Genomic DNA, 19,373 nt, shown 5'->3' with positions numbered 1-19,373 from the left:
CAGCCCCTAAGGACTGGCGCCGGCCTCCTGGCCCCAGCGCCGTTCGACAAACCAGACCAGCGTAAAACCAACCACCATCATTGCGATGCACAAACCCACTTGTGGTTCAGTGCCGGTGTGAACAAGAAAAGCATCGGGTAGCACAGGTGCCTGCTGCGCGGGCTTTAGCGAACCGCTGCTGCTATCCACCCACAGCAGGACCCTTTTCCACGGCCATACCACCAGCAGCGAACCAAACAGGAATCCCGTCAGCAGCGCCATTGTACCGTCGTGAAAGCGCTGCAACAGCCAATGGAGCAGCCGTGAAAACACCAGCAGGCCGCACACAGCGCCCGCTATCAACACCAGTAGATAGCTCACATCAAACTCTTTCACTGCGAGCAGAGTCGGGCCATACATACCCAGCAACACCAGGATAAAGCTGCCGGAGATCCCCGGCAGGATCATGGCGCAAATCGCCAGGAAACCGGCAAAAAATACACCGGGCAAGCCAATATCCAGATTGATCATAGGGGCAAGCGCGATGGTCGCAGCCACCGCTATACCCGTGAAGAGGCACACCAGACGCGCAACATTCCAGGCGGGCACATGCCGCACCAGGACCAGGGAGGACGCTAGAATAAGGCCAAAGAAGAAGGCCCAGAGTGGCACCGGGTGATGCTCGAGAACCCAGGAAATAACACGCGACAGAGTCACGATACTCGTGGCGATACCCAGCAACAGGGCCAGCAGAAAGCCGCCATTGACGTGCTCCCATGCACCGCGTATATCCAGCGCCAGAACTTTCCTCACGAAAGCAATATCAACCGAGCGTATAGAACCTAGCAGTCGATCGTAGATACCGGTGATGAAGGCCATTGTTCCGCCGGAAACGCCTGGAACGATGTCGGCGGCGCCCATTAGTACGCCACGAAGGTAGATGCCGAGGGACGTCAAAACTACCTCACAGTCCCGGGGCGAAGCGGAACAAACCGCACCTCTTCAACGATCGTTGTCTCGAAACCCTCGTTGGTGCGGTCCACGATCTGCAGATGCTGGGTAGCGCCACCGACGGGCATAACCAAACGGCCGCCGGGAGCGAGTTGACGCAATAGTTCTTCCGGGATTCGCTCGGGGGCGGCTGCAGCCAGGATCCCATCAAAAGGCCCCCGCTCCGCCCAGCCCATGCCGCCGTCAGCGTGATTCATATGGACATTGCGCAATTTGAGTTGGCGCATTCGCTGGCGCGCCTTTTGCTGCAGTGGTTTGATTCGCTCGACGCTGTACAGCTCACCGACAAGCTGCGCCAGGATGGCGGTCTGATATCCGGAACCCGTGCCAATCTCGAGCACGCGCTCGGGAGTACCACCCTCGAGCAGTAACTCCGTCATACGGCCAACAATATAGGGCTGGGACAGGGTCTGCTGAAAACCAATCGGCAGGGCTACGTCTTCATAAGCCCGATGCGCCATGGCCTCATCAAGGAAGAGGTGCCGCGGCGTTATCGCCATGACATCCAATACCCGCTGGTCACTGATTCCCTGGTCGACCAGTCGCTGGATGAGCCGCTCGCGCGTGCGCTGCGACGTCATACCAATCCCCTTGAGGTCTAGCCTGCTCACTCCTGATACCACTCCGATTGTCCCGTTATTGTTTGTTTTTCCCAGCGGGATTATGACTCGTACAACAGTTCCGCCAGCAGCGCCGTCGCGTAGCTGCCAACCCCCAGACGGAAGTCCAGTTGCAATACGTCATCATCACAAAACTGCCAACAAAAGTCATCCGCGATCAGCCTCGCCGGGCGCCATGCCAGCTCCAGGCCCGCCTCTTCCAAAAATTTGCAGACAGCTTGCTCTTCAGCCAGCGCGGCGCCCTCCCCCAGGTAGCACGCGGGCCCACCCCGCCCCCACATCGGCAAGCCTGGATGGAGATCACCAGTGGCGGCGCGCTGTTCAATACTCGCATCCATTGCTTCACAGGTGAACAGACTGCGCGTGCCCTGCAGCATGCAGGTATCGCCAACTTCTATGCGGTTCCAACTATCTCGCGCGACGCGGCTGGCAAGCGCGAGATTGAAAAGATGACTGCGTAGCGCAGAAAAATACAGACTGCGCTTGTTGCGCGAGATCCGTCGGGCGCCACGCTGCGACCAGCCCCTTGCCTGTGCCAGGGTTGATCCCTCGCGGCCAAATCGCTGCTCGCCAAAATAATTGGGTGCCCCCTGTGCTCGCAGGGTGTCCAGCCGTGCCACGATTTCATCGCGATCGCCCTGAAGCTCCCGCAGCACAATCCTGAAACGATTCCCGCGATGCACTCCACGCTTGAGTTTGCGCTGGTGCCGCGTCACTGCCAACACCTCAACCACGCCCTCCTCAGCCAGCGATTGCCAGTCGGGCTCAGTCTTGCCCGCCATGCGCACACTGAACCACTGGCGGGTAACTGCCTGCCTGTCCTTCATGCCGCTGTAGCTGATGTCCTTGGGGTGAATCCCGCTAAGAGAGGAGATGCGCTGAGCGAGGTCCGGCGTATTCAGCTGGCACTTTTCCAGATGCAGGAAAACATGCTCGCCCTCCCCGCCCGGTTCAAAACCCAACTCCTCATAGACGCGGAAATCTTCTGGCCTGCTCTTGAACCTGGCGTGAGCCACAGCTGGCCCATGTGCACGCGGCAGCGCTCCACTCATACCCGCGCGGATTCCAGCAGCACAATAGCGTGGGCTGCGATGCCCTCTTCGCGGCCAGCAAATCCGAGCTTCTCGGTAGTCGTCGCTTTTACATTCACCTGGCCCACGGCAACATTCAGATCGTGTGCCAGGTTGACGCGCATGCTGTCTATGTAGGGCCGCATTTTAGGCGCCTCGGCAATGATAGTGCTATCCAGGTTCGCCAGCGCATAGCCAGCTTCAGCGACCAATCCCACCACCCGGCGCAAAAGCACACGTGAATCGATATCCGCATTCGCGGGATCGGTATCGGGAAAGTGGCTACCAATATCGCCACTGGCGATGGCCCCTAGCAGTGCGTCACAGATCGCGTGTATGAGAACGTCGCCATCGGAGTGTGCGAGCAAACCTCGTGGGTGGGGAATAACAACCCCACCGAGAACAATGCTATCGCCGGCACCAAATTTGTGTACATCGTAGCCGTGGCCAATTCTCATTCTTCTTCCCCTTTGGCCCGGCGGTCGAGATACCAGGCGACCAATTCCAGGTCCGCCGGAACAGTCACTTTCAAATTCGCCGCTGCTCCCGCCACCAGCTGCACTGGCTGACCCGCTAATTCCATTGCAGATGCTTCGTCAGTCACCGTGAGGCCCTCCTTCAGGGCTCCGGACATCGCGGCAATCAACTCGCCGAGAGGAAACATCTGCGGTGTCTGGGCTCGCCATAATTCAGTTCGGTCAAGGGTGGCCGCCACGCAGCCGTTGGAATCGCTGCGCTTCACTGTGTCGACCACCGGTTCCGCTAGAATCCCACCGCGCTGCCGGGCTGTCACTGCATCGACAAGGCGCTCGACGTCGCCAGGCGCAAGCCCGGGGCGCGCCGCATCGTGGACCAATACCCAGCAATCAGTGGATGCCCGATTAGCGAGATCCTGGAGAGCTGCCAACACCGAATCGGCACGTTCGTCGCCACCGATCACAGTGTGCACTCGCGGGTCCTGCAGCAGCGGGATATCCGCGGCTCTGCCATCCTGCGGATGGAGCGCTATCGTGACGGACGCAATGGAAGGTGCAGCCAACAGGGCCGCAAGGCTGTGCTCGAGCAGGCTCAGGCCGGCTACTTCAAGATATTGTTTCGGCGTGTCACCCCCCATGCGCGCGCCAATACCGGCGGCAGGGATAACAGCGTGGCAGTTGGACGCAGGCACGCGCTACTTGTCCTCGTCTTCCATCTGGTAGAAGGTTTCGCCGTCGCGAACAAGGTTCAATTGCTCTCGTGCGCGCTGCTCTACACCGTCGTTGCCGGTTTGCAGTTCCAGAACTTCCCGCTCCAGCACGGCGTTGCGGTCACGCAAGGCGCTGTTCTCGCGGGTGAAGTCGTCCACCTGACGCTTCAAACGCTGCTGCTCGGCCAGGCTCCCCTCGGCGATCCAGAGTCGATACTGCAGGACCACCAGGAGAACAAGCAGGATGCCGAAGAGCCAGCGCAAGGGCTTATGCCTGCCTAGCGCTTGAATTCCGCAAGGCCGCGGTAGGGAGCGCGACCACCCAGCTCCGCTTCGATACGCAGCAAGCGGTTGTACTTGGCAACGCGATCAGAGCGACAAAGGGAGCCGGTCTTGATCTGGCCTGCAGCGGTGGCTACCGCCAGGTCGGCAATCGTGGTGTCTTCGGTTTCGCCGGAGCGATGCGAAATGACCGCGGTGTATCCAGCGGCCTTGGCCATAGCAATGGCATCCAGAGTCTCAGTCAAGGAACCAATCTGGTTGAATTTAATCAGGATGGAGTTGGCGATATTTCTGTCGATGCCCTCCTGCAGGATTTTCGTATTGGTCACAAACAGGTCGTCGCCTACCAACTGTACCTTGTCGCCAATTTTCTCGGTCAACAACTTCCAACCGTCCCAGTCAGATTCGTCGAGGCCATCTTCAATTGAGATGATTGGGTGAGCAGCGGCGAGGTTAGCGAGATAGTCGCCGAAACCCGCACTGTCAAACTGCTTGCCCTCGCCTGCCAGATCGTAAACACCGTTCTTATAAAACTCCGATGCAGCGCAATCCAGCGCCAGGGTAATGTCGGTACCCAGTTTGTAACCGGCAAGCTCGGTAGCTTCAGCGATGACTTCCAGGGCCGCCTCGTTAGAGGGCAGATTAGGCGCAAAGCCACCCTCGTCACCAACGGCCGTGTTCAAACCGCGACCGGAGAGCACCTTCTTGAGATTATGGAAAATTTCGGCGCCTGCACGCAGGCCTTCGGCGAACGTGGGAGCTGCGACAGGCTGCACCATGAACTCCTGAATATCGACATTGTTATCTGCATGCTCGCCGCCGTTGAGAATGTTCATCATCGGTACCGGCATGGTGAAATCGCTAGTGCCGTTGATATCGGCGATGTGCTGGTAGAGGGGTATGTTCCTGTCCGCTGCCGCGGCCTTGGCTGCGGCCAGAGATACGGCGAGGATAGCATTGGCACCAAAAGTTTCCTTGTTCTCGGTCCCGTCACCTTCAATCATTTGCGCATCCAGCGCGCGCTGGTCCGCGGCATCAGAACCCTTGAGCATCGCAGCGATAGGACCATTGACGAAATCGACAGCCTTTAGCACGCCTTTACCTAGGTAGCGACGAGAATCACCGTCGCGCAGTTCAAGCGCCTCACGGGAGCCAGTTGATGCACCAGAAGGTGCGCAGGCAGAACCTACGTGGCCGGATTCTAGGGTGACTTCAGCCATCACCGTGGGGTTCCCGCGGGAATCCATCACTTCAAAGGCCTGAATTTTTGCGATGTTACTCATAGGGTTAAACTCCGTATTTTCTAATCGATCTGCAGGGTGGGCAGTGACTTCACAAGGTCATCGACCGCTTTTACCTGGGAAAGGAAAGGGGCAAGCTGGTCCAGCGGCAGTGCGCTGGGACCGTCACAAAGTGCTTCGTCGGGATTCGGGTGTGCCTCGAGGAACAGGCCCGCCAGGCCTGTTGCCATGCCGGCGCGCGCCAATTCGGCCACCTGACCGCGGCGACCACCGGAAGCGGCGCCGCCCGGGTCGCGGCACTGCAAGGCGTGAGTCACATCGAAAATCAGTGGCGCGTTACCACAGGTTTGCTTCATAACCCCAAAGCCGAGCATGTCGACCACAAGATTGTCGTAACCGAAGTTGCTCCCGCGCTCACACAACAGAATCCGGTTATTACCGCACTCGCCAAATTTATCGACGATATTGGCCATCTGTGAGGGACTGAGAAACTGGGGCTTCTTGACGTTAATCACTGAGCCGGTCGCTGCCATCGCACTGACCAGGTCGGTCTGCCGCGCCAGGAAAGCAGGCAGTTGAATGATGTCGAGCACCTCGGCCGCGGGTGCTGCCTGCTCCGGAGTGTGCACATCTGCAATCAGTGGCACGCCGAAGGTGGATTTAACCTCGGCGAGAATAGACAAACCTTCTTCGAGGCCGGGCCCGCGAAAAGAGTGAATAGAGGAGCGGTTGGCCTTGTCGAACGACGCCTTGAATACCAGGGGGATGTCCAGTTGACGGCACACCTCGACGTAGTGCTCTGCCACCGAGAGGGCAAAGTCCCTGCTTTCGAGCACATTGACACCGCCCAGCAGTACAAACGGCGCATCGTTGCTAAAGCGGATGTCCCCGAGGGTAACGGTCTGATCGCTCACGGCATTTCCTCTTGAGTGGGGCAAGGCCCCTTAGTTGTCGCCGTCCCGTGTGTGGGCGTGGGCGAGCGCAGCATCGATATAGCTGGTAAACAGCGGGTGTCCGCCGCGAGGGCTAGACGTGAATTCAGGATGGAACTGACACGCCACGTACCAGGGATGATCCGGTAACTCGATCATTTCTACCAGCGAGCGGTCGGCAGACCAACCACCTACGGTAAGACCTGCTGCACGCAGTTGATCGAGGTAATTATTGTTCACCTCATAGCGGTGACGATGGCGTTCTTCGACAGTCTCGGCGCCGTAAATTTCGCGCACCTTGGTGCCCTCGTCCAGATGACAGGGCTGTGCTCCCAGGCGCATGGTGCCGCCGAGATCAGATGTCTCTGTGCGCTGTTCAGTACTGCCATCAGCGTTCATCCACTCAGTAATAAGGCCGACAATCGGGTGCGGTGTGCCCGCATCCATTTCAGTTGAGTGGGCGCCTTCAAGTCCGCAGACATTGCGCGCGTATTCCACCAGCGCGACGTGCATGCCCAGGCAGATACCAAGGTAGGGGATACCATTTTCGCGGGCAAATTTCGCTGCGGTGATCTTGCCTTCAAAACCGCGATCGCCGAAGCCACCGGGAACCAGGATAGCGTCGACCCCCTCGAGCACGCCGGTGCCATCTTTCTCGATATCCTCAGCGTCGATGTAATCGATCTTCACTTTCGCTCTGGTCTGCAGGCCGGCGTGGGACAGGGATTCATTCAAGGACTTGTAGGCATCCAGCAGGTCCATGTATTTGCCAACCATGGCCACGCGCACTTCACCGCCGGTCTTGGAGAACTCGCGATCCAGCACGTCGTCCCAATCGGATAGATCCGCCTGGCCACAGTCGAGACCGAATCGTTCGGTAACGAAATCGTCCAGGCCGAAGTCCTGCAGCATGCCAGGAATGCGATAAACGGAATCGGCATCGATCAGGGGGATCACCGCTCGCTCTTCCACATTGGTAAAGAGTGAGATCTTCTTGCGCGCGCTCTCTTCGATATCCACCGAACAGCGGCACAACAAAATATCCGGCTGAAGGCCCAGGGCACGCAGTTCTTTCACCGAGTGCTGGGTAGGCTTGGTCTTGATCTCGCCGGCAGTGCGAATATACGGCACCAGGGTCAGGTGCATTAGCAGGGCGCGTGTTGGCCCCATTTCAGCCTTGAGCTGGCGCGCCGCTTCCAGGAAGGGCAGCCCCTCAATGTCACCCACTGTGCCGCCGATTTCAACCAGGGCCACATCGGCGTCACCGGCACCCATGATCACACGGCGCTTGATTTCGTCCGTGATGTGCGGAATCACCTGCACTGTCCCGCCCAGGTAGTCGCCACGACGCTCTTTACGCAGCACCTCGTTATACACGCGACCGGTGGTGAAATTGTTGGTCTTGCGCATGGTGGTGCGGGTAAACCGTTCGTAATGCCCCAGGTCGAGGTCGGTTTCAGCACCATCCTCGGTGACGAATACCTCGCCGTGCTGGAAGGGGCTCATAGTGCCAGGGTCGACATTGATGTAGGGGTCAAGCTTGAGCAGGGTGACCTTGAGGCCACGTGCCTCGAGGACAGCTGCCAGAGAGGCCGCTGCGATCCCCTTGCCCAAAGAGGAAACCACACCACCAGTGACGAAGACGTAACGCGTCATGAAAAGCCTTTAAGTACGCTGTAAATCCGGAAACACAGCCTCTCCTCCCGGGCCTGATAGGCGCGAAGGAAATACTGCAAAAAGATGGGAAGCCAGACTACCAGAAAGGCTGCGACAGCTCAATCGAATCCCGGGGCCACGGCGGGTTTCCAGTACAATTGCCAAGATGCCTCTTCCTCTTCTCCCTCTGCGCCCCAGCGTTCGCTGTCACAGGGCCCAAGCGCACCAATCGCGAGGATTACCTCGTCCAGCACCAACAGTGGCACGCGGTTGCGCCACCAGGGCGGAACCCCCTCCTCCTGGAGGATTTTCTTCAAACTCGCACTACGGCGGCGACTGACCGGGCGGCAGCGCTCTCCACCCGCGCGCAAGCGCAGCTCGGGGTGTTCATCGAGTGCCAGCCAGAGCCCCTGGTCCGCGGCCCGTTCCAGCCCAATTTCACCGATACCCGACAAGTCCAGAGACTCGCCCGGCGCCAGTGCAGGCAATTCATCGTCCACTTCGTGCTCCGGAGGCAATATGTACACACCGTCCTGGAAGCGCTGCAAGCAGTAGTTGCCACAGTCGAGACGGGGCGCTGCATCCTCAGCACCCTTGCCTAGCTGGCGAAGTTGGCGCAAAAATTCCTGTAACGGGATTTTGCCCGGGGCAAGATACCCTCCTCCTTTCAACCAGGCGCGCAACAGGCGGGCAGACTCGGCCTCGTCTTCACCCAGCAGCGACTGCAGGGCCAGCCCCGGATCACCCAGAACACTGAACTGCGTCTGTGGAGTGACCTCGGTTTCCCGCAGCCAGCCAGCAACCTCAGCCATATGGTCGGCCGCCCGGGTTACCGTTTTGCGATAGCCAGGCCAGCGGGTTTCGAGCAGAGGCATGACTTCGGCTCTGAGGTAATTGCGATCCAGTGATATGTCGCTATTGCTGGGATCCTCGATACAGCTGAGGCCGTGCCGCTCCGTGTATTGATCGAGAGCGGAACGCGGAACATCCAATAGCGGCCGACTCAGTTCGCCCCTACCCAGCTTGCGCCGGGCGGGCATCGCCGCAAGGCCATCAACACCGGCTCCGCGCAACAAACGCAGAAACAGGGTCTCCACCTGGTCGTCCTGGTGGTGGCCAAAGAACACCACGGCGCCGGGCTCCAGCGTCGCTTCCAGCAGCGCATAGCGTGCTTCACGAGCAGCCGCTTCGAGGCCTTTTCCGTCCGGGTCCACGTCCGCCTCCAGCGCCTCGAAATGCACATCCAGGAATCGACATATCCAGGCACAGTGATTCTGCCATTCGCCGGCCCCTTGCTGCAGACCGTGATTGACATGAAGTGCGGTGAGCGGCGGTGCGGTATCGCGAGTGCGTCTCCATTCGCGAATAAGGTGTAGCAAAGCAGTGGAGTCACTGCCCCCACTAAAGGCAACATACCAGTGAGGGGCGTCGAGAAATTCGCCGAGGGTGGCGTCTAGCGCGCTGTGATCCAGGGCCCGGGACATGCTCGCCCGGCCCGGTTAGTTGCCGTAGGACATCAAGCGCTCGTAGCGCTTGGCCAACAGATCTTCGAGGGGAAGTGACTGCAGCGAATCCAACTGGGTCACAAGGTGAGCGCGAATTCGCTCGGCCATCAGGTCGACATCGCGATGTGCCCCACCGAGGGGTTCAGGGATGGTTGCGTCCACGATGCCCAATTCTTCCAGTACGGAAGAGGTAACACCCATGGCCTGTGCCGCATCCGACGCGTGCGAGGAATCCTTCCAGATAATATTCGCGCAACCTTCCGGAGAGATCACGAAATAGGTGGAATACTGGAGCATCACGAGGTGGTCACCCACACCAATACCCAGTGCACCACCGGAGGATCCTTCCCCGATGACCACGCAGATAATAGGCGTAGATAGGCGAGACATCACCGCCAGGTTCTGGGCGATCGACTCAGAAATACCGCGTTCTTCTGAATCAATACCCGGGTAGGCTCCCGGAGTATCGATCAGGGTGACAACCGGCATCTTGAAGCGCTCGGCCATCTCCATCAGGCGCAGCGCCTTGCGATAGCCCTCGGGCTTGGGCATGCCGAAATTGCGCATGACCTTATCCTTGACGGCCCTGCCTTTCTCCTGGCCGATCACCATCACTGGCTTGCCCTCGAGGCGTGCTATACCGCCTACGATGGCATTGTCGTCGCCAAAGCGGCGATCGCCGTGTAGCTCATCGAACTCAGTAAAAATACGCGGAATGTAGTCCAGGCTGTAGGGGCGCAGCGGGTGACGCGCCACTTTGACGATATCCCATGAACTCAGGTTGGAGTAGATCTTCTCGGTGAGCTTGGTGCTCTTCTCCCGCAGAGTATCAATCTCCTCACTGATATTGATATCGGCGTCGGAGCCCACCAGTTGCAGCTCTTCGATCTTGACCTCGAGCTCGGCGATGGGTTGTTCAAATTCCAGATAATTGGGGTTCATGTCGCGGGCATGTCCTGCATCTTTTTAGCTGGCGACAGTGTACCGAATTTCTACCCGGCCAGATAGATACGCACATCGCGGAATTCTGCCGATTCATCAAGGTCAGGAATCGTACAGCTGTCACGGCGATCGATAGCCCGGTACGGCGGGTGATTGAAGTTCTTGACGCGCGAGTCGGCAATCAACACACGCGGCGCACGTTCAACAAATCGCCCCAACCAGGGGAAGTTTTCGCTGTCGTAGAGCACGTCAGCGACGATGATAAGGTCGATATCCCCCATCACGTCGAAGTAATCATCCGCCAGCACCAGCGCAACATCATTGAGCGCAGCGTTATAGCGCGTGGCTTCGATTGCCAGTGGATCAACATCACAAGCAACTACCTCCCGGGCCCCTGCCCTGGCCGCCGCCACGGCAACAACGCCTGAACCACAGCCAAAGTCCATCACCCGCTTGCCGCGAACTTCCTCTGGGTGGTCCAGGATATAGCGTGCCAGCACCTGCCCCGAGGCCCAGCAAAAAACCCAGTACAGCGGGTTATCCATCACTGCGCGCATTTCATCGGCGCTGAGTGCCTGCTGGGGGTAGTCCTGCGCCAGGAGCAAGAGTTTTATCTCCTGCGCATCAGGCAGAGGCAAAACTTCCAGATGAGCACTGGGCAGAATTTCCCGCAGGCGGTTATCGAGATTTTCACGGCTGGGCGACATGACGGCGGATTATACTTACACTACGCGCCATGTCCGAATTACCCCCCTACATTGTTCCTCATACCCAGGAGGAAACACGCATCCTTTACGAGGATGACGACCTGCTACTGGTGCGCAAACCCGACCTGCTGCTGAGCATTCCCGGCCGCCATCCGCTAAACAAAGACTGCCTGATCACCCGACTGCAAGAGCACTACCCCAGCGCCTCTATCGTGCACCGCCTGGATCTTGATACCTCGGGCATCATGGTAATCCCGCTGAACAAACCGACCCATGCGCATATCAGCCGCCAGTTTCAGGAACGCAAAGTCGCAAAGACCTATGTGGCTGTGGTCTACGGCGCCGTGCCACAGGATGAGGGCGAGATCGAGCTGCCGATTCGCTGCGACTGGGAAAACCGCCCGCTACAAATGATCGACCACGAGCGGGGTAAGCACGCTCTCACTCGCTATCGAGTAATGGAGCGCCAGGGGGATCGGACCCGCATGCTGCTAATGCCGGTCACCGGCCGTTCACACCAGCTGCGAATTCACATGCGAGAACTGGGCCACCCGATACTCGGGTGTGATATGTATGCCCACGAGGAAGCGCTCAAAATGGCCGACAGGCTAATGCTTCACGCCACAACCCTGGGCTTCGAGCACCCCACCACCGGCGAGTGGCTGGAGCGAGAATCGCCCCCGGACTTCTAGGCGAACTGGTTCAGGACGAAGCCAATGACCATGACCTGAGGCACCGTAATCAGGGGCAGGAACAAGGCGATTTTCCAGGACTTGGTCGTGTCTTTGATCGACATGACCTCGGTGTAGTCCGTTGCAACACCCGCCATCAGAAAGGTAAACGCATTGCCCGGTGCCTGAGCCCGATTCATCAGGTCCGCGGCAATTGGTGTAGAACCTTCCGAGCACACCTCAATGATGGTGGTGGCCAGCAGTGTCAACCACAGGCCGGCGAAAGTCGCCCCGAACCAGGTAGCAAATGCATCTTCCGGCACCAGCGCCCGAATCAGGCCAGCGAGAATCAGGCCAAACAGCGACCATCGAATGACCACCCGGGAGCCGACAAAGCCCTCCCGCAGAATATCCGCGGTGCCTGTAGCCGAAAGGCTCATGGACTGGCGCATCTCGGCCCACATTTCCCCCAGCGGTCGCTCTTCACCCAACTCCTCGCGCCAGGGATTTGAGGGCAGCGTGCCTTTGCGCGTCAGTCCGTCAAAGATCAGGCCCGTGATAACTCCGATGACCAGAGAGAGCAAAATAAACAGTAGGGTCCAGCCCACGCCAATCAGGCCGAACAGGATCAGCGTCAGAGAAAATGAATTCCATGGGCTTGCGAGGAGAAAAGCCATCACCTGACCGGTGCTGGCACCGCGCTCGTATAGTTTCATGCCCACTGCGAGAATGCCGTGACTGCAAAGGTCGAGAAACACACCCGCAAGGGTGGCACGGAACAGGCCTCGGACTCCCGCATCGCGACCCAGCACGCCCATCACCATTTCCCGAGGGATACGGCTCAACAGGCCGACAAAAATAATGCCCAGGGCGATGCCCCACCACATGGCATTGAACAATTCGTAAACGCCTCCGGTGAAAACGCCGACAACACTGTCGTGGTCATGCTGATTCATCGCACCAAGGGGATAAGCGATGCCCACAACGAGCAGGCAGACCCAGAAAAAATAATCCCTTCGGGCAGGGGTCTCACAGCAACTGTCTGCAGCAGCCTCTGCATGGGAGTGTGCATGGGTATCGGCATCAACATCGCTGTGACAGCAGCTTCCGCCACTTGTGGTCTCGCTCATGCCCTGCCCTCCCCGCCGGCGAGGTCGTCCAGGATGGCGCACTCAGGGCCCTCATCGCCGTGGCACCGACTCGCCATATCCTGCAACACATCCTGCATGGCTTGCAGGCGCTCAATACGCCCCTGAAGTTTTTCGCTTTTTTCCAGTACCAGTGATTTGGCGTGTATGCTCTGGCGCCCGCTATCCCGATGAAGATTGAGCAATTCACGGCACTCATCGAGGTCGAAGCCCACATCCCTGGCACGGGCCAGAAACTGTAATTCCTCTACTGCGGCCGGCTCATAATGGCGGTAGCCGTTCTCACCGCGCAGCGCCGGGCCGATAAGGCCGATCTCCTCGTAATAGCGTATTGTTTTGCTGCTCAGCCCGCTCTGGCTGGCTGCCTGTGAAATTTTCATGGCGATCTCCCTGGCTTCGGGCATTTTGCCCACCGATATATGCCAATCTAAACCTTCCAGCCACTGGAAGGTCAAGAAACTTCACTTTCCTCCAACCCCATGGGGGTATTCGCTGGATTCCAAAGAAGTAGGACCATTACAATCCTCACATCGACCCCCCCTTTGAAACGAAGCCAACAGACAGGAACGCACGCGATGTCAGCAGTTATCTACCCCACGACAAATCTCACAGCGACAGAACAGCTAAAATTCGAACGCGGTGAAGGTGTTTACGTCTACGACAATAACGGCAAGCAGTATCTCGAGGGCCTCGCCGGGCTCTGGTGCACCGGTCTCGGTTACGGCAATAAGGAACTGATTGATACGATCAGTGATCAGTTGGGCACACTGTCTTTCGCGCACAACTTTGGCGGCAAAACCCATCAACCAGCGATGGACCTGGCCGACAAGCTCGCGGCCATGGTGCCAGTGGAAAACGCCAAGGTGTTCTTCGGCAACTCAGGCTCCGACGCGAACGACAGCCATATCAAAATGCTGCGCTACTACTTCAATGCCATCGGCAAGCCCGAGAAGCGCAAAATCATCACCCGCGAAAGCGCATACCACGGTGTCACCGTCGCTGCCGGTGCTCTGACAAGCCTGCCCGCCAGCCTGGCTCACTTCGATGCGCCCGTGGACGCACTGGGCATCCTGCGCACGGATTCTCCGCACTACTATCGCGGAGTTCAGGGCGACGAGTGCGCTGCAGATTTCGGCACTCGTCTGGCGAACAACCTGGAGCAACTCATTTTGCGTGAGGGCCCGGACACCATCGCGGCCTTTATCGCCGAGCCAATTACTGGCGCCAGCGGCGTGATTGTGCCGCCCCCCGGTTACTACGAAAAAATCCAGGAAGTACTGAATAGATACGACATTATGTTCTGGGCCGATGAAGTCATCACCGCGTTCGGTCGCACCGGCAATCTGTTCGGCTGTGAAACCATGAATATTCAGAAGCCCGCCTTGATGACCTTTGCCAAGCAGTTGTCATCGGCCTACTTCCCAATCAGCGCGTCGGTCATCAGTGGCGACATGTACGAGCCCATGGTTGAGGCCAGCAACGAAGTAGGTGTCTTCGGCCATGGCTTCACCTATTCGGGCCACCCGGTGGGATGTGCTGCAGCGCTAAAAACGCTGGAGATTTACGAACGCGACGGCCTGTATGACAACGCCCGCGATGTCGGCGCGTATATGCAGCTCAAGCTGTCCATGTTGGCACGCTTTGAGCAAATTGGCGAAATCCGTGGCGAAGGGCTCTTGGGCGCTATCGAGCTGGTAGAGGATCGCGCCAGTCGCACCCCGGCGGTAAATCTGGCCAAGCGAGTGACCAAAGCCTGTGAAGACAATGGCCTCATAGTGCGCAATGTCGCCGGCAACACCATCGCGATGTGCCCGCCGCTGATTATCACCCAGGACCAGATTGACGAAATGGTCGACAAGCTGACCCTGTCACTGGAGCAGTGCTTATAACCCGGGGCTACTGTGGTTGCGGGCGCGGCATGCGCTCCCAGCCACTGCACCACCCGACCGCTAGAGTGCCTTGATATGCTCCACCATGAGCTGCACGGTTTTGCGCCCCCGGAATTCATTCACATCCAGCCTGTAGGCCAACTCGACTGACTCAACGCTCTCACTGGGCCACTCGTCCAGATCGATATTAAAGGCTATCGCATCGAGTAACTGGTCGCTGCCCAGTGGCGACAGCACCAGTTTCAGGTGTTTCTCACCCACTAAGCGCTGATGCACAATCCGGAACGTGCCGTCGAACACCGGCTCAGAGAAATGCTGCCCCCAGGGACCCGCATAGCGCAAGGCTTCGGCAAGTCCCAGATCGAACTCGCCCGCACTCAACTCACCGTCTGATTCAACCAGCGCCTGCAGGTGCACGTCTTCCGCGTGGCGCCCCACTTCCTCGACAAACGCTCGATCAAAATCCTCGTAGGCATCTGCGGAAATCGTGAGCCCGGCGGCCATGGCATGACCACCAAACTTGCGAATCATGCCGGGATGCCGCGTCGCCACCGCATCGAGGATGTCGCGAATATGAATACCCTGGATAGACCGCGCCGAGCCTTTAATCTCACCAGCATCACCGTTGGCAAAAGCGATGGTAGGACGATGCAGCCGATCCTTTATCCGGGATGCGAGGATACCGATAACGCCCTGGTGCCAATCGCCGCGGTACAACGTCATTGCCACGGGAACGCCCTCTTCTTCCAGTGGCAGACGCTGTAGTAGCTGTAACGCCTGCTCCTGCATATCCTGCTCTATCAGGCGGCGATCCTGGTTTTTCTGGTGGAGTTCCGCCGCCAATCGGCGGGCGCCAACCTGGTCTGGCTGGAGTAGACATTCTATACCCACCGAGATGTCGTCGAGCCGTCCCGCTGCATTGATGCGGGGCCCAACTGCAAAGCCGAGGTCAGATGCAACTACCGAGCCGCGCGAACGCGAGGCGACTTCGAGTAGCGCGAGAATGCCCGGGCGGGCCTGACCCGTGCGAATCCGCTGCAGGCCGGTAGCGACAAGTATCCGATTGTTCTGGTCCAGCGGCACAACGTCGGCGACCGTGCCAAGGGCAACCAGGTCCGTCAGGCGACCCAGGTTAGGCTCCTGACGGCTCTCGAACCAGCCGCGCGCACGCAGCTCAGCGCGAAGGGCCAGCATAATGTAGAAGATCACGCCCACGCCGGCGAGGTTCTTACTGGGAAAGTCGCAACCGGGTTGGTTCGGGTTCACGATCACGTCGGCATCAGGTAATTCACTACCGGCCAGGTGATGGTCGGTGATCAAGGTCCTGACCCCCGCATCGCGACAAGCCGCAACACCGTCGATACTGGAAATACCGTTGTCCACGGTGACGATCAGATCGGGCCTTTTACCCTTGAGTGCCAGGTCGACAATTTCCCGGCTGAGCCCATAGCCGTACTCAAAACGGTTCGGGACAAGATAAGACGCATCCGCTGCGCCAAAATCGCGCAAGGCGCTCAATGCCAAAGCCGTGCTTGTTGCGCCATCCGCATCGTAATCGCCGACAATGAGAATGCTCTGACGCTGCTCAATGGCATCGGCCAGTAACACTGCTGCACGATCGGCATTGGTTAGTTTTGCCGGGGGAATAAGCCGGGAGAGGTCCAGCTCCAACTCGTCAGCGCTGGCGATGCCTCGGCCACGGTAGACGCGAGCGAGCAGTGGGTGGAGGCCGGCGACCTCCAGTTCTGGTTTGGCAGCGAGTTCGCGCCGGCGAATGATTCTATCCACGCGCCACTCAGGCGTTCAGGTTTTCCGCGACGAAGGCCTGCACTGCGCCGAGTTCATTGGGCAGTACCTCGCAGCGCTCGGGACGATCGAACAGGTCGCGCAGGTGATGTGGCAAGAACGGTTCGTCATCCAGCCCTGCCTCGGCGACAGCCCCGGGGAATTTGGCCGGGTGTGCTGTGGCGAGGGTAATCACCGGCACACCGGCAGGTACGTCGGCATCCGCAGCTGCCTTGACGCCGATGGCGCTATGAGGGTCGAGCATGTATTCGCAGCTGTCCCAGGTAGCGGCCATCTGCGCACAGGTTTCTTCGTCACTGACGCGCTGGCTGGAAAACAGCTCGCGAGCCGCCGCCATGGCTTCATCGTTGAAATGAACATCGCCGTTATCGAAATCGCTCATCAGGCCGGCAATCGCAGCGCCATCACGCTGATACAGGTCGAACAGAAGGCGTTCAAAATTGCTGGAAACAGTAATGTCCATGCTCGGAGACAGGGAGTGTTCCAGTGGCTGACGGCCATAGCTACCGCTGGTCATGACCCGATGAAGAACGTCATTGCGGTTGGTAGCAATGATCAGCCGTTCAACCGGCAGGCCCATTTTGTGCGCCAGGTAGCCCGCGAAAATATCACCGAAGTTTCCAGTCGGCACCGAGAACGCCACTTTACGTGCAGGCGCACCCAGCGCCACGGCAGAGTAAAAGTAGTAGACGATCTGGGCCATGATCCGCGCCCAGTTGATGGAGTTTACCGCCACCAGGCTACGGTCTTCCGGCAAGAAGCTGCGGTCGTTAAAGCTGGCCTTAACCATCGCCTGGCAGTCGTCGAAATTGCCCTGCACCGCGAGGTTGTGGATGTTATCGCCGGCAACGGTCGTCATCTGCTTGCGCTGTACATCAGACACGCGCCCATGCGGATGCAGGATAAAGATATCGATATTGTTGCAGCGTTTGCAGCCTTCGATCGCTGCGGAACCTGTGTCGCCCGATGTGGCGCCCATGATCACGACTTTCTGGTGCTTGCGTTCAAGCACATAGTCCAGCAGGCGGCCCAGCAATTGCAGTGCGAAATCCTTAAACGCCAGGGTCGGACCGTGAAACAATTCCAGCACCCACTGGTTGCTGTCAATCTGCACCATGGGTGCGACCGCATCGTGACGGAAATCGGCGTAGGTATCCTGGAGGATTTCCTGCAGGTCTGCCTCTGGAATACAGTCGCCCACAAAGGGGGCGATGATTTTCTGTGCCAACTGGGGGTAATCAAGCTCGGCCATCGCCGCAATTTCTTCGGCGCTGAATGTAGGCAGCGTCTCCGGAATATAGAGGCCGCCGTCAGCAGCGAGGCCTGTGAGCAGAACGTCTTCAAAATTGAGTGCCGGGGCCTGACCCCGGGTGCTGATGTACTTCACGATAGTTTCCTCAACCGTCCAGCGCTTCTACGCGGATACGGGTCACTTCACCAGAGATGGATTCCAGAGACTCGATAGCCGCCACCGCGGTATCAACGTTGCCCTGTATCGCCTTGTTGGTCAGCATAATAAGAGGTACGCGGGTCTCGCCCTCGGCCGGCGCCTTCTGAATCAGGGCTTCAATACTGATCCCCTGTTCGCTGAATATGCTCGCAATTTCCGACAGTACGCCGGGCTTGTCTTCCGCTTCCATACGCAGATACCAGGCCGTGGTTACACGGGCCATAGGCACAATGGGAAGGTCCTTCAATTCGCTGGTGACATAGCCGAGAGCAGGTACGCGACACTGCTGCCCTGCACTCAACTCTCGAGCCAGATCAACAATGTCTGCGACAACCGCCGAGGCCGTCGGCTCGGCGCCTGCACCAGCACCGTAATACAACGTGGGCCCTACTGCGTCGCCTTCCACCAGCACAGCATTCTTGACCCCATTGACGTTAGCCAGCAAACGCGCTTCGGGAATCAATGTGGGATGCACGCGCAACTCCACGCCCTCACCGTTCTGTTTGGCCACACCCAGGTGCTTGATGCGATAACCGAGTTCCTCGGCGTATTCCACGTCCTGCGGGGTTAGCTTGGTAATGCCCTCAGCAAACACTGAAGAGAACTGCAGCGGCATGCCAAAAGCGAGGGACGCCAGGATCACCAGCTTGTGCGCCGCATCGATACCCTCGACATCAAAAGTCGGATCAGCCTCGGCGTAACCCAGTGCCTGAGCCTCGGCCAGCACGTCGGCAAAGTCCCTGCCCTTCTCGCGCATTTCGCTGAGAATAAAGTTACCGGTGCCGTTGATAATACCTGCCAGCCACTCGATGCGATTGCCCGCGAGGCCCTCACGCAGAGCTTTGATAATAGGGATACCGCCGGCGACTGCGGCCTCATAGCGGATCACTACATTGTTTTGTTCAGCCAGCGCAAACAGCTCATTGCCGAATTCGGCGATCAGTGCCTTGTTGGCCGTGACCACGTGCTTGCCGTTCTGTAACGCCTCGGTCATAAGATCTTTGGCGACCGTGGTGCCACCAATCAGCTCCACCACAATATCCACTTCGGGGTCGCGTACGACATCGAAAATATCGCGACTGAGCCGGGTGCTGCCGAGTTCACAATCCGGATTGTCACGACGCGCACCGACCATGGAAATTTCGACCGCACCCTGGGCGCGAGCCGCAATGGACTCGGCATTGCGAGTGAGGACATTGAAGGTGCCGCTACCGACGGTGCCCAGGCCACAGATTCCGACCCTGACTGGCTTACTCATGCTGCTATATTCTCCAAAGC

General features: G+C 58.6%; 19 protein-coding genes. 2 read left to right on the top strand and 17 right to left on the bottom strand.

Annotated features, from left to right (window positions below):
- Positions 1-6: 6 nt before the first annotated feature.
- The 12 genes from EY643_RS07615 to EY643_RS07560 all read right to left on the bottom strand — a co-directional run bounded on the left by EY643_RS07615 (position 7) and on the right by EY643_RS07560 (position 11,131).
- On the bottom strand, positions 7-936 hold the full coding sequence (locus EY643_RS07615; RefSeq protein WP_152661637.1) for a DUF368 domain-containing protein: 930 nt from the start codon (positions 934-936) through the stop codon (positions 7-9).
- 2 nt (positions 937-938) lie between these two features.
- Complete coding sequence (locus EY643_RS07610; RefSeq protein ID WP_420841651.1) at positions 939-1,571, bottom strand: protein-L-isoaspartate(D-aspartate) O-methyltransferase; 633 nt, start codon at positions 1,569-1,571, stop codon at positions 939-941.
- An 80-nt stretch (positions 1,572-1,651) separates the two neighbouring features.
- Complete coding sequence (truD, locus tag EY643_RS07605) at positions 1,652-2,662, bottom strand: tRNA pseudouridine(13) synthase TruD (protein WP_152661635.1); 1,011 nt, start codon at positions 2,660-2,662, stop codon at positions 1,652-1,654.
- Positions 2,659-3,138: a 2-C-methyl-D-erythritol 2,4-cyclodiphosphate synthase gene (ispF, locus tag EY643_RS07600; protein ID WP_152661634.1), complete on the bottom strand. Its 480-nt coding sequence runs from the start codon at positions 3,136-3,138 to the stop codon at positions 2,659-2,661. The genes truD and ispF overlap by 4 nt, the downstream gene beginning before the upstream one ends.
- Complete coding sequence (gene ispD / locus EY643_RS07595) at positions 3,135-3,848, bottom strand: 2-C-methyl-D-erythritol 4-phosphate cytidylyltransferase (protein WP_240732855.1); 714 nt, start codon at positions 3,846-3,848, stop codon at positions 3,135-3,137. The genes ispF and ispD overlap by 4 nt, the downstream gene beginning before the upstream one ends.
- Positions 3,849-3,851: 3 nt before the next feature.
- Complete coding sequence (locus EY643_RS07590; protein ID WP_152661633.1) at positions 3,852-4,130, bottom strand: FtsB family cell division protein; 279 nt, start codon at positions 4,128-4,130, stop codon at positions 3,852-3,854.
- A 14-nt stretch (positions 4,131-4,144) separates the two neighbouring features.
- Positions 4,145-5,431: a phosphopyruvate hydratase gene (eno, locus tag EY643_RS07585; RefSeq protein ID WP_152661632.1), complete on the bottom strand. Its 1,287-nt coding sequence runs from the start codon at positions 5,429-5,431 to the stop codon at positions 4,145-4,147.
- Positions 5,432-5,451: 20 nt separating this feature from the next.
- Entirely contained in the window at positions 5,452-6,303 is an 852-nt protein-coding gene (gene kdsA, locus EY643_RS07580; protein WP_152661631.1) for a 3-deoxy-8-phosphooctulonate synthase, read from the bottom strand.
- 30 nt (positions 6,304-6,333) lie between these two features.
- On the bottom strand, positions 6,334-7,977 hold the full coding sequence (locus EY643_RS07575) for a CTP synthase (protein WP_152661630.1): 1,644 nt from the start codon (positions 7,975-7,977) through the stop codon (positions 6,334-6,336).
- Positions 7,978-8,096: 119 nt separating this feature from the next.
- Positions 8,097-9,461: a tRNA lysidine(34) synthetase TilS gene (gene tilS, locus EY643_RS07570; RefSeq protein ID WP_152661629.1), complete on the bottom strand. Its 1,365-nt coding sequence runs from the start codon at positions 9,459-9,461 to the stop codon at positions 8,097-8,099.
- 15 nt (positions 9,462-9,476) lie between these two features.
- Positions 9,477-10,424, bottom strand: a complete 948-nt coding sequence (locus tag EY643_RS07565; protein WP_152661628.1) for an acetyl-CoA carboxylase carboxyltransferase subunit alpha — start codon at positions 10,422-10,424, stop codon at positions 9,477-9,479.
- 50 nt (positions 10,425-10,474) lie between these two features.
- Entirely contained in the window at positions 10,475-11,131 is a 657-nt protein-coding gene (locus EY643_RS07560) for a class I SAM-dependent methyltransferase (RefSeq protein WP_152661627.1), read from the bottom strand.
- Between the two features lie 29 nt (positions 11,132-11,160).
- Between EY643_RS07560 and EY643_RS07555 the strand changes: the two genes are divergently transcribed.
- The gene (locus EY643_RS07555) at positions 11,161-11,823 is read left to right on the top strand and encodes an RluA family pseudouridine synthase (RefSeq protein ID WP_152661626.1); all 663 of its coding nucleotides are present in this window, start codon (positions 11,161-11,163) and stop codon (positions 11,821-11,823) included.
- Here EY643_RS07555 and EY643_RS07550 read toward each other — a convergent pair.
- Together EY643_RS07550 and cueR are read right to left on the bottom strand one after the other, a co-directional pair.
- Complete coding sequence (locus tag EY643_RS07550) at positions 11,820-12,932, bottom strand: permease (protein WP_152661625.1); 1,113 nt, start codon at positions 12,930-12,932, stop codon at positions 11,820-11,822. The genes EY643_RS07555 and EY643_RS07550 overlap by 4 nt on opposite strands.
- A complete protein-coding gene (gene cueR, locus EY643_RS07545; RefSeq protein WP_152661624.1) occupies positions 12,929-13,330 on the bottom strand; it encodes a Cu(I)-responsive transcriptional regulator in 402 nt (133 codons plus the stop codon). The genes EY643_RS07550 and cueR overlap by 4 nt, the downstream gene beginning before the upstream one ends.
- A 195-nt stretch (positions 13,331-13,525) precedes the next feature.
- Between cueR and EY643_RS07540 the strand changes: the two genes are divergently transcribed.
- Positions 13,526-14,839, top strand: coding sequence for an aminotransferase (locus EY643_RS07540; RefSeq protein ID WP_152661623.1), 1,314 nt, complete (start codon positions 13,526-13,528; stop codon positions 14,837-14,839).
- Positions 14,840-14,899: 60 nt separating this feature from the next.
- Here the strand turns inward: EY643_RS07540 and recJ are convergent, their stop codons facing one another.
- Genes recJ through EY643_RS07525 form a run of 3 tightly spaced genes read right to left on the bottom strand, consistent with a single transcriptional unit; the run spans position 14,900 to position 19,353 of the window.
- Positions 14,900-16,627 (bottom strand): single-stranded-DNA-specific exonuclease RecJ, encoded by a 1,728-nt coding sequence (gene recJ, locus EY643_RS07535; RefSeq protein ID WP_205743173.1) that lies wholly within the window; start codon positions 16,625-16,627, stop codon positions 14,900-14,902.
- 7 nt (positions 16,628-16,634) lie between these two features.
- On the bottom strand, positions 16,635-18,032 hold the full coding sequence (thrC, locus tag EY643_RS07530) for a threonine synthase (protein WP_152661622.1): 1,398 nt from the start codon (positions 18,030-18,032) through the stop codon (positions 16,635-16,637).
- A 10-nt stretch (positions 18,033-18,042) separates the two neighbouring features.
- On the bottom strand, positions 18,043-19,353 hold the full coding sequence (locus EY643_RS07525; protein ID WP_152661621.1) for a homoserine dehydrogenase: 1,311 nt from the start codon (positions 19,351-19,353) through the stop codon (positions 18,043-18,045).
- Positions 19,354-19,373 lie beyond the last annotated feature (20 nt).

The organism is Halioglobus maricola (assembly GCF_009388985.1).
Lineage (GTDB): Bacteria > Pseudomonadota > Gammaproteobacteria > Pseudomonadales > Halieaceae > Halioglobus > Halioglobus maricola.
Note: the sequence above shows the minus strand (reverse complement) of the source record. Positions and strands in the feature narration are given on the sequence as shown.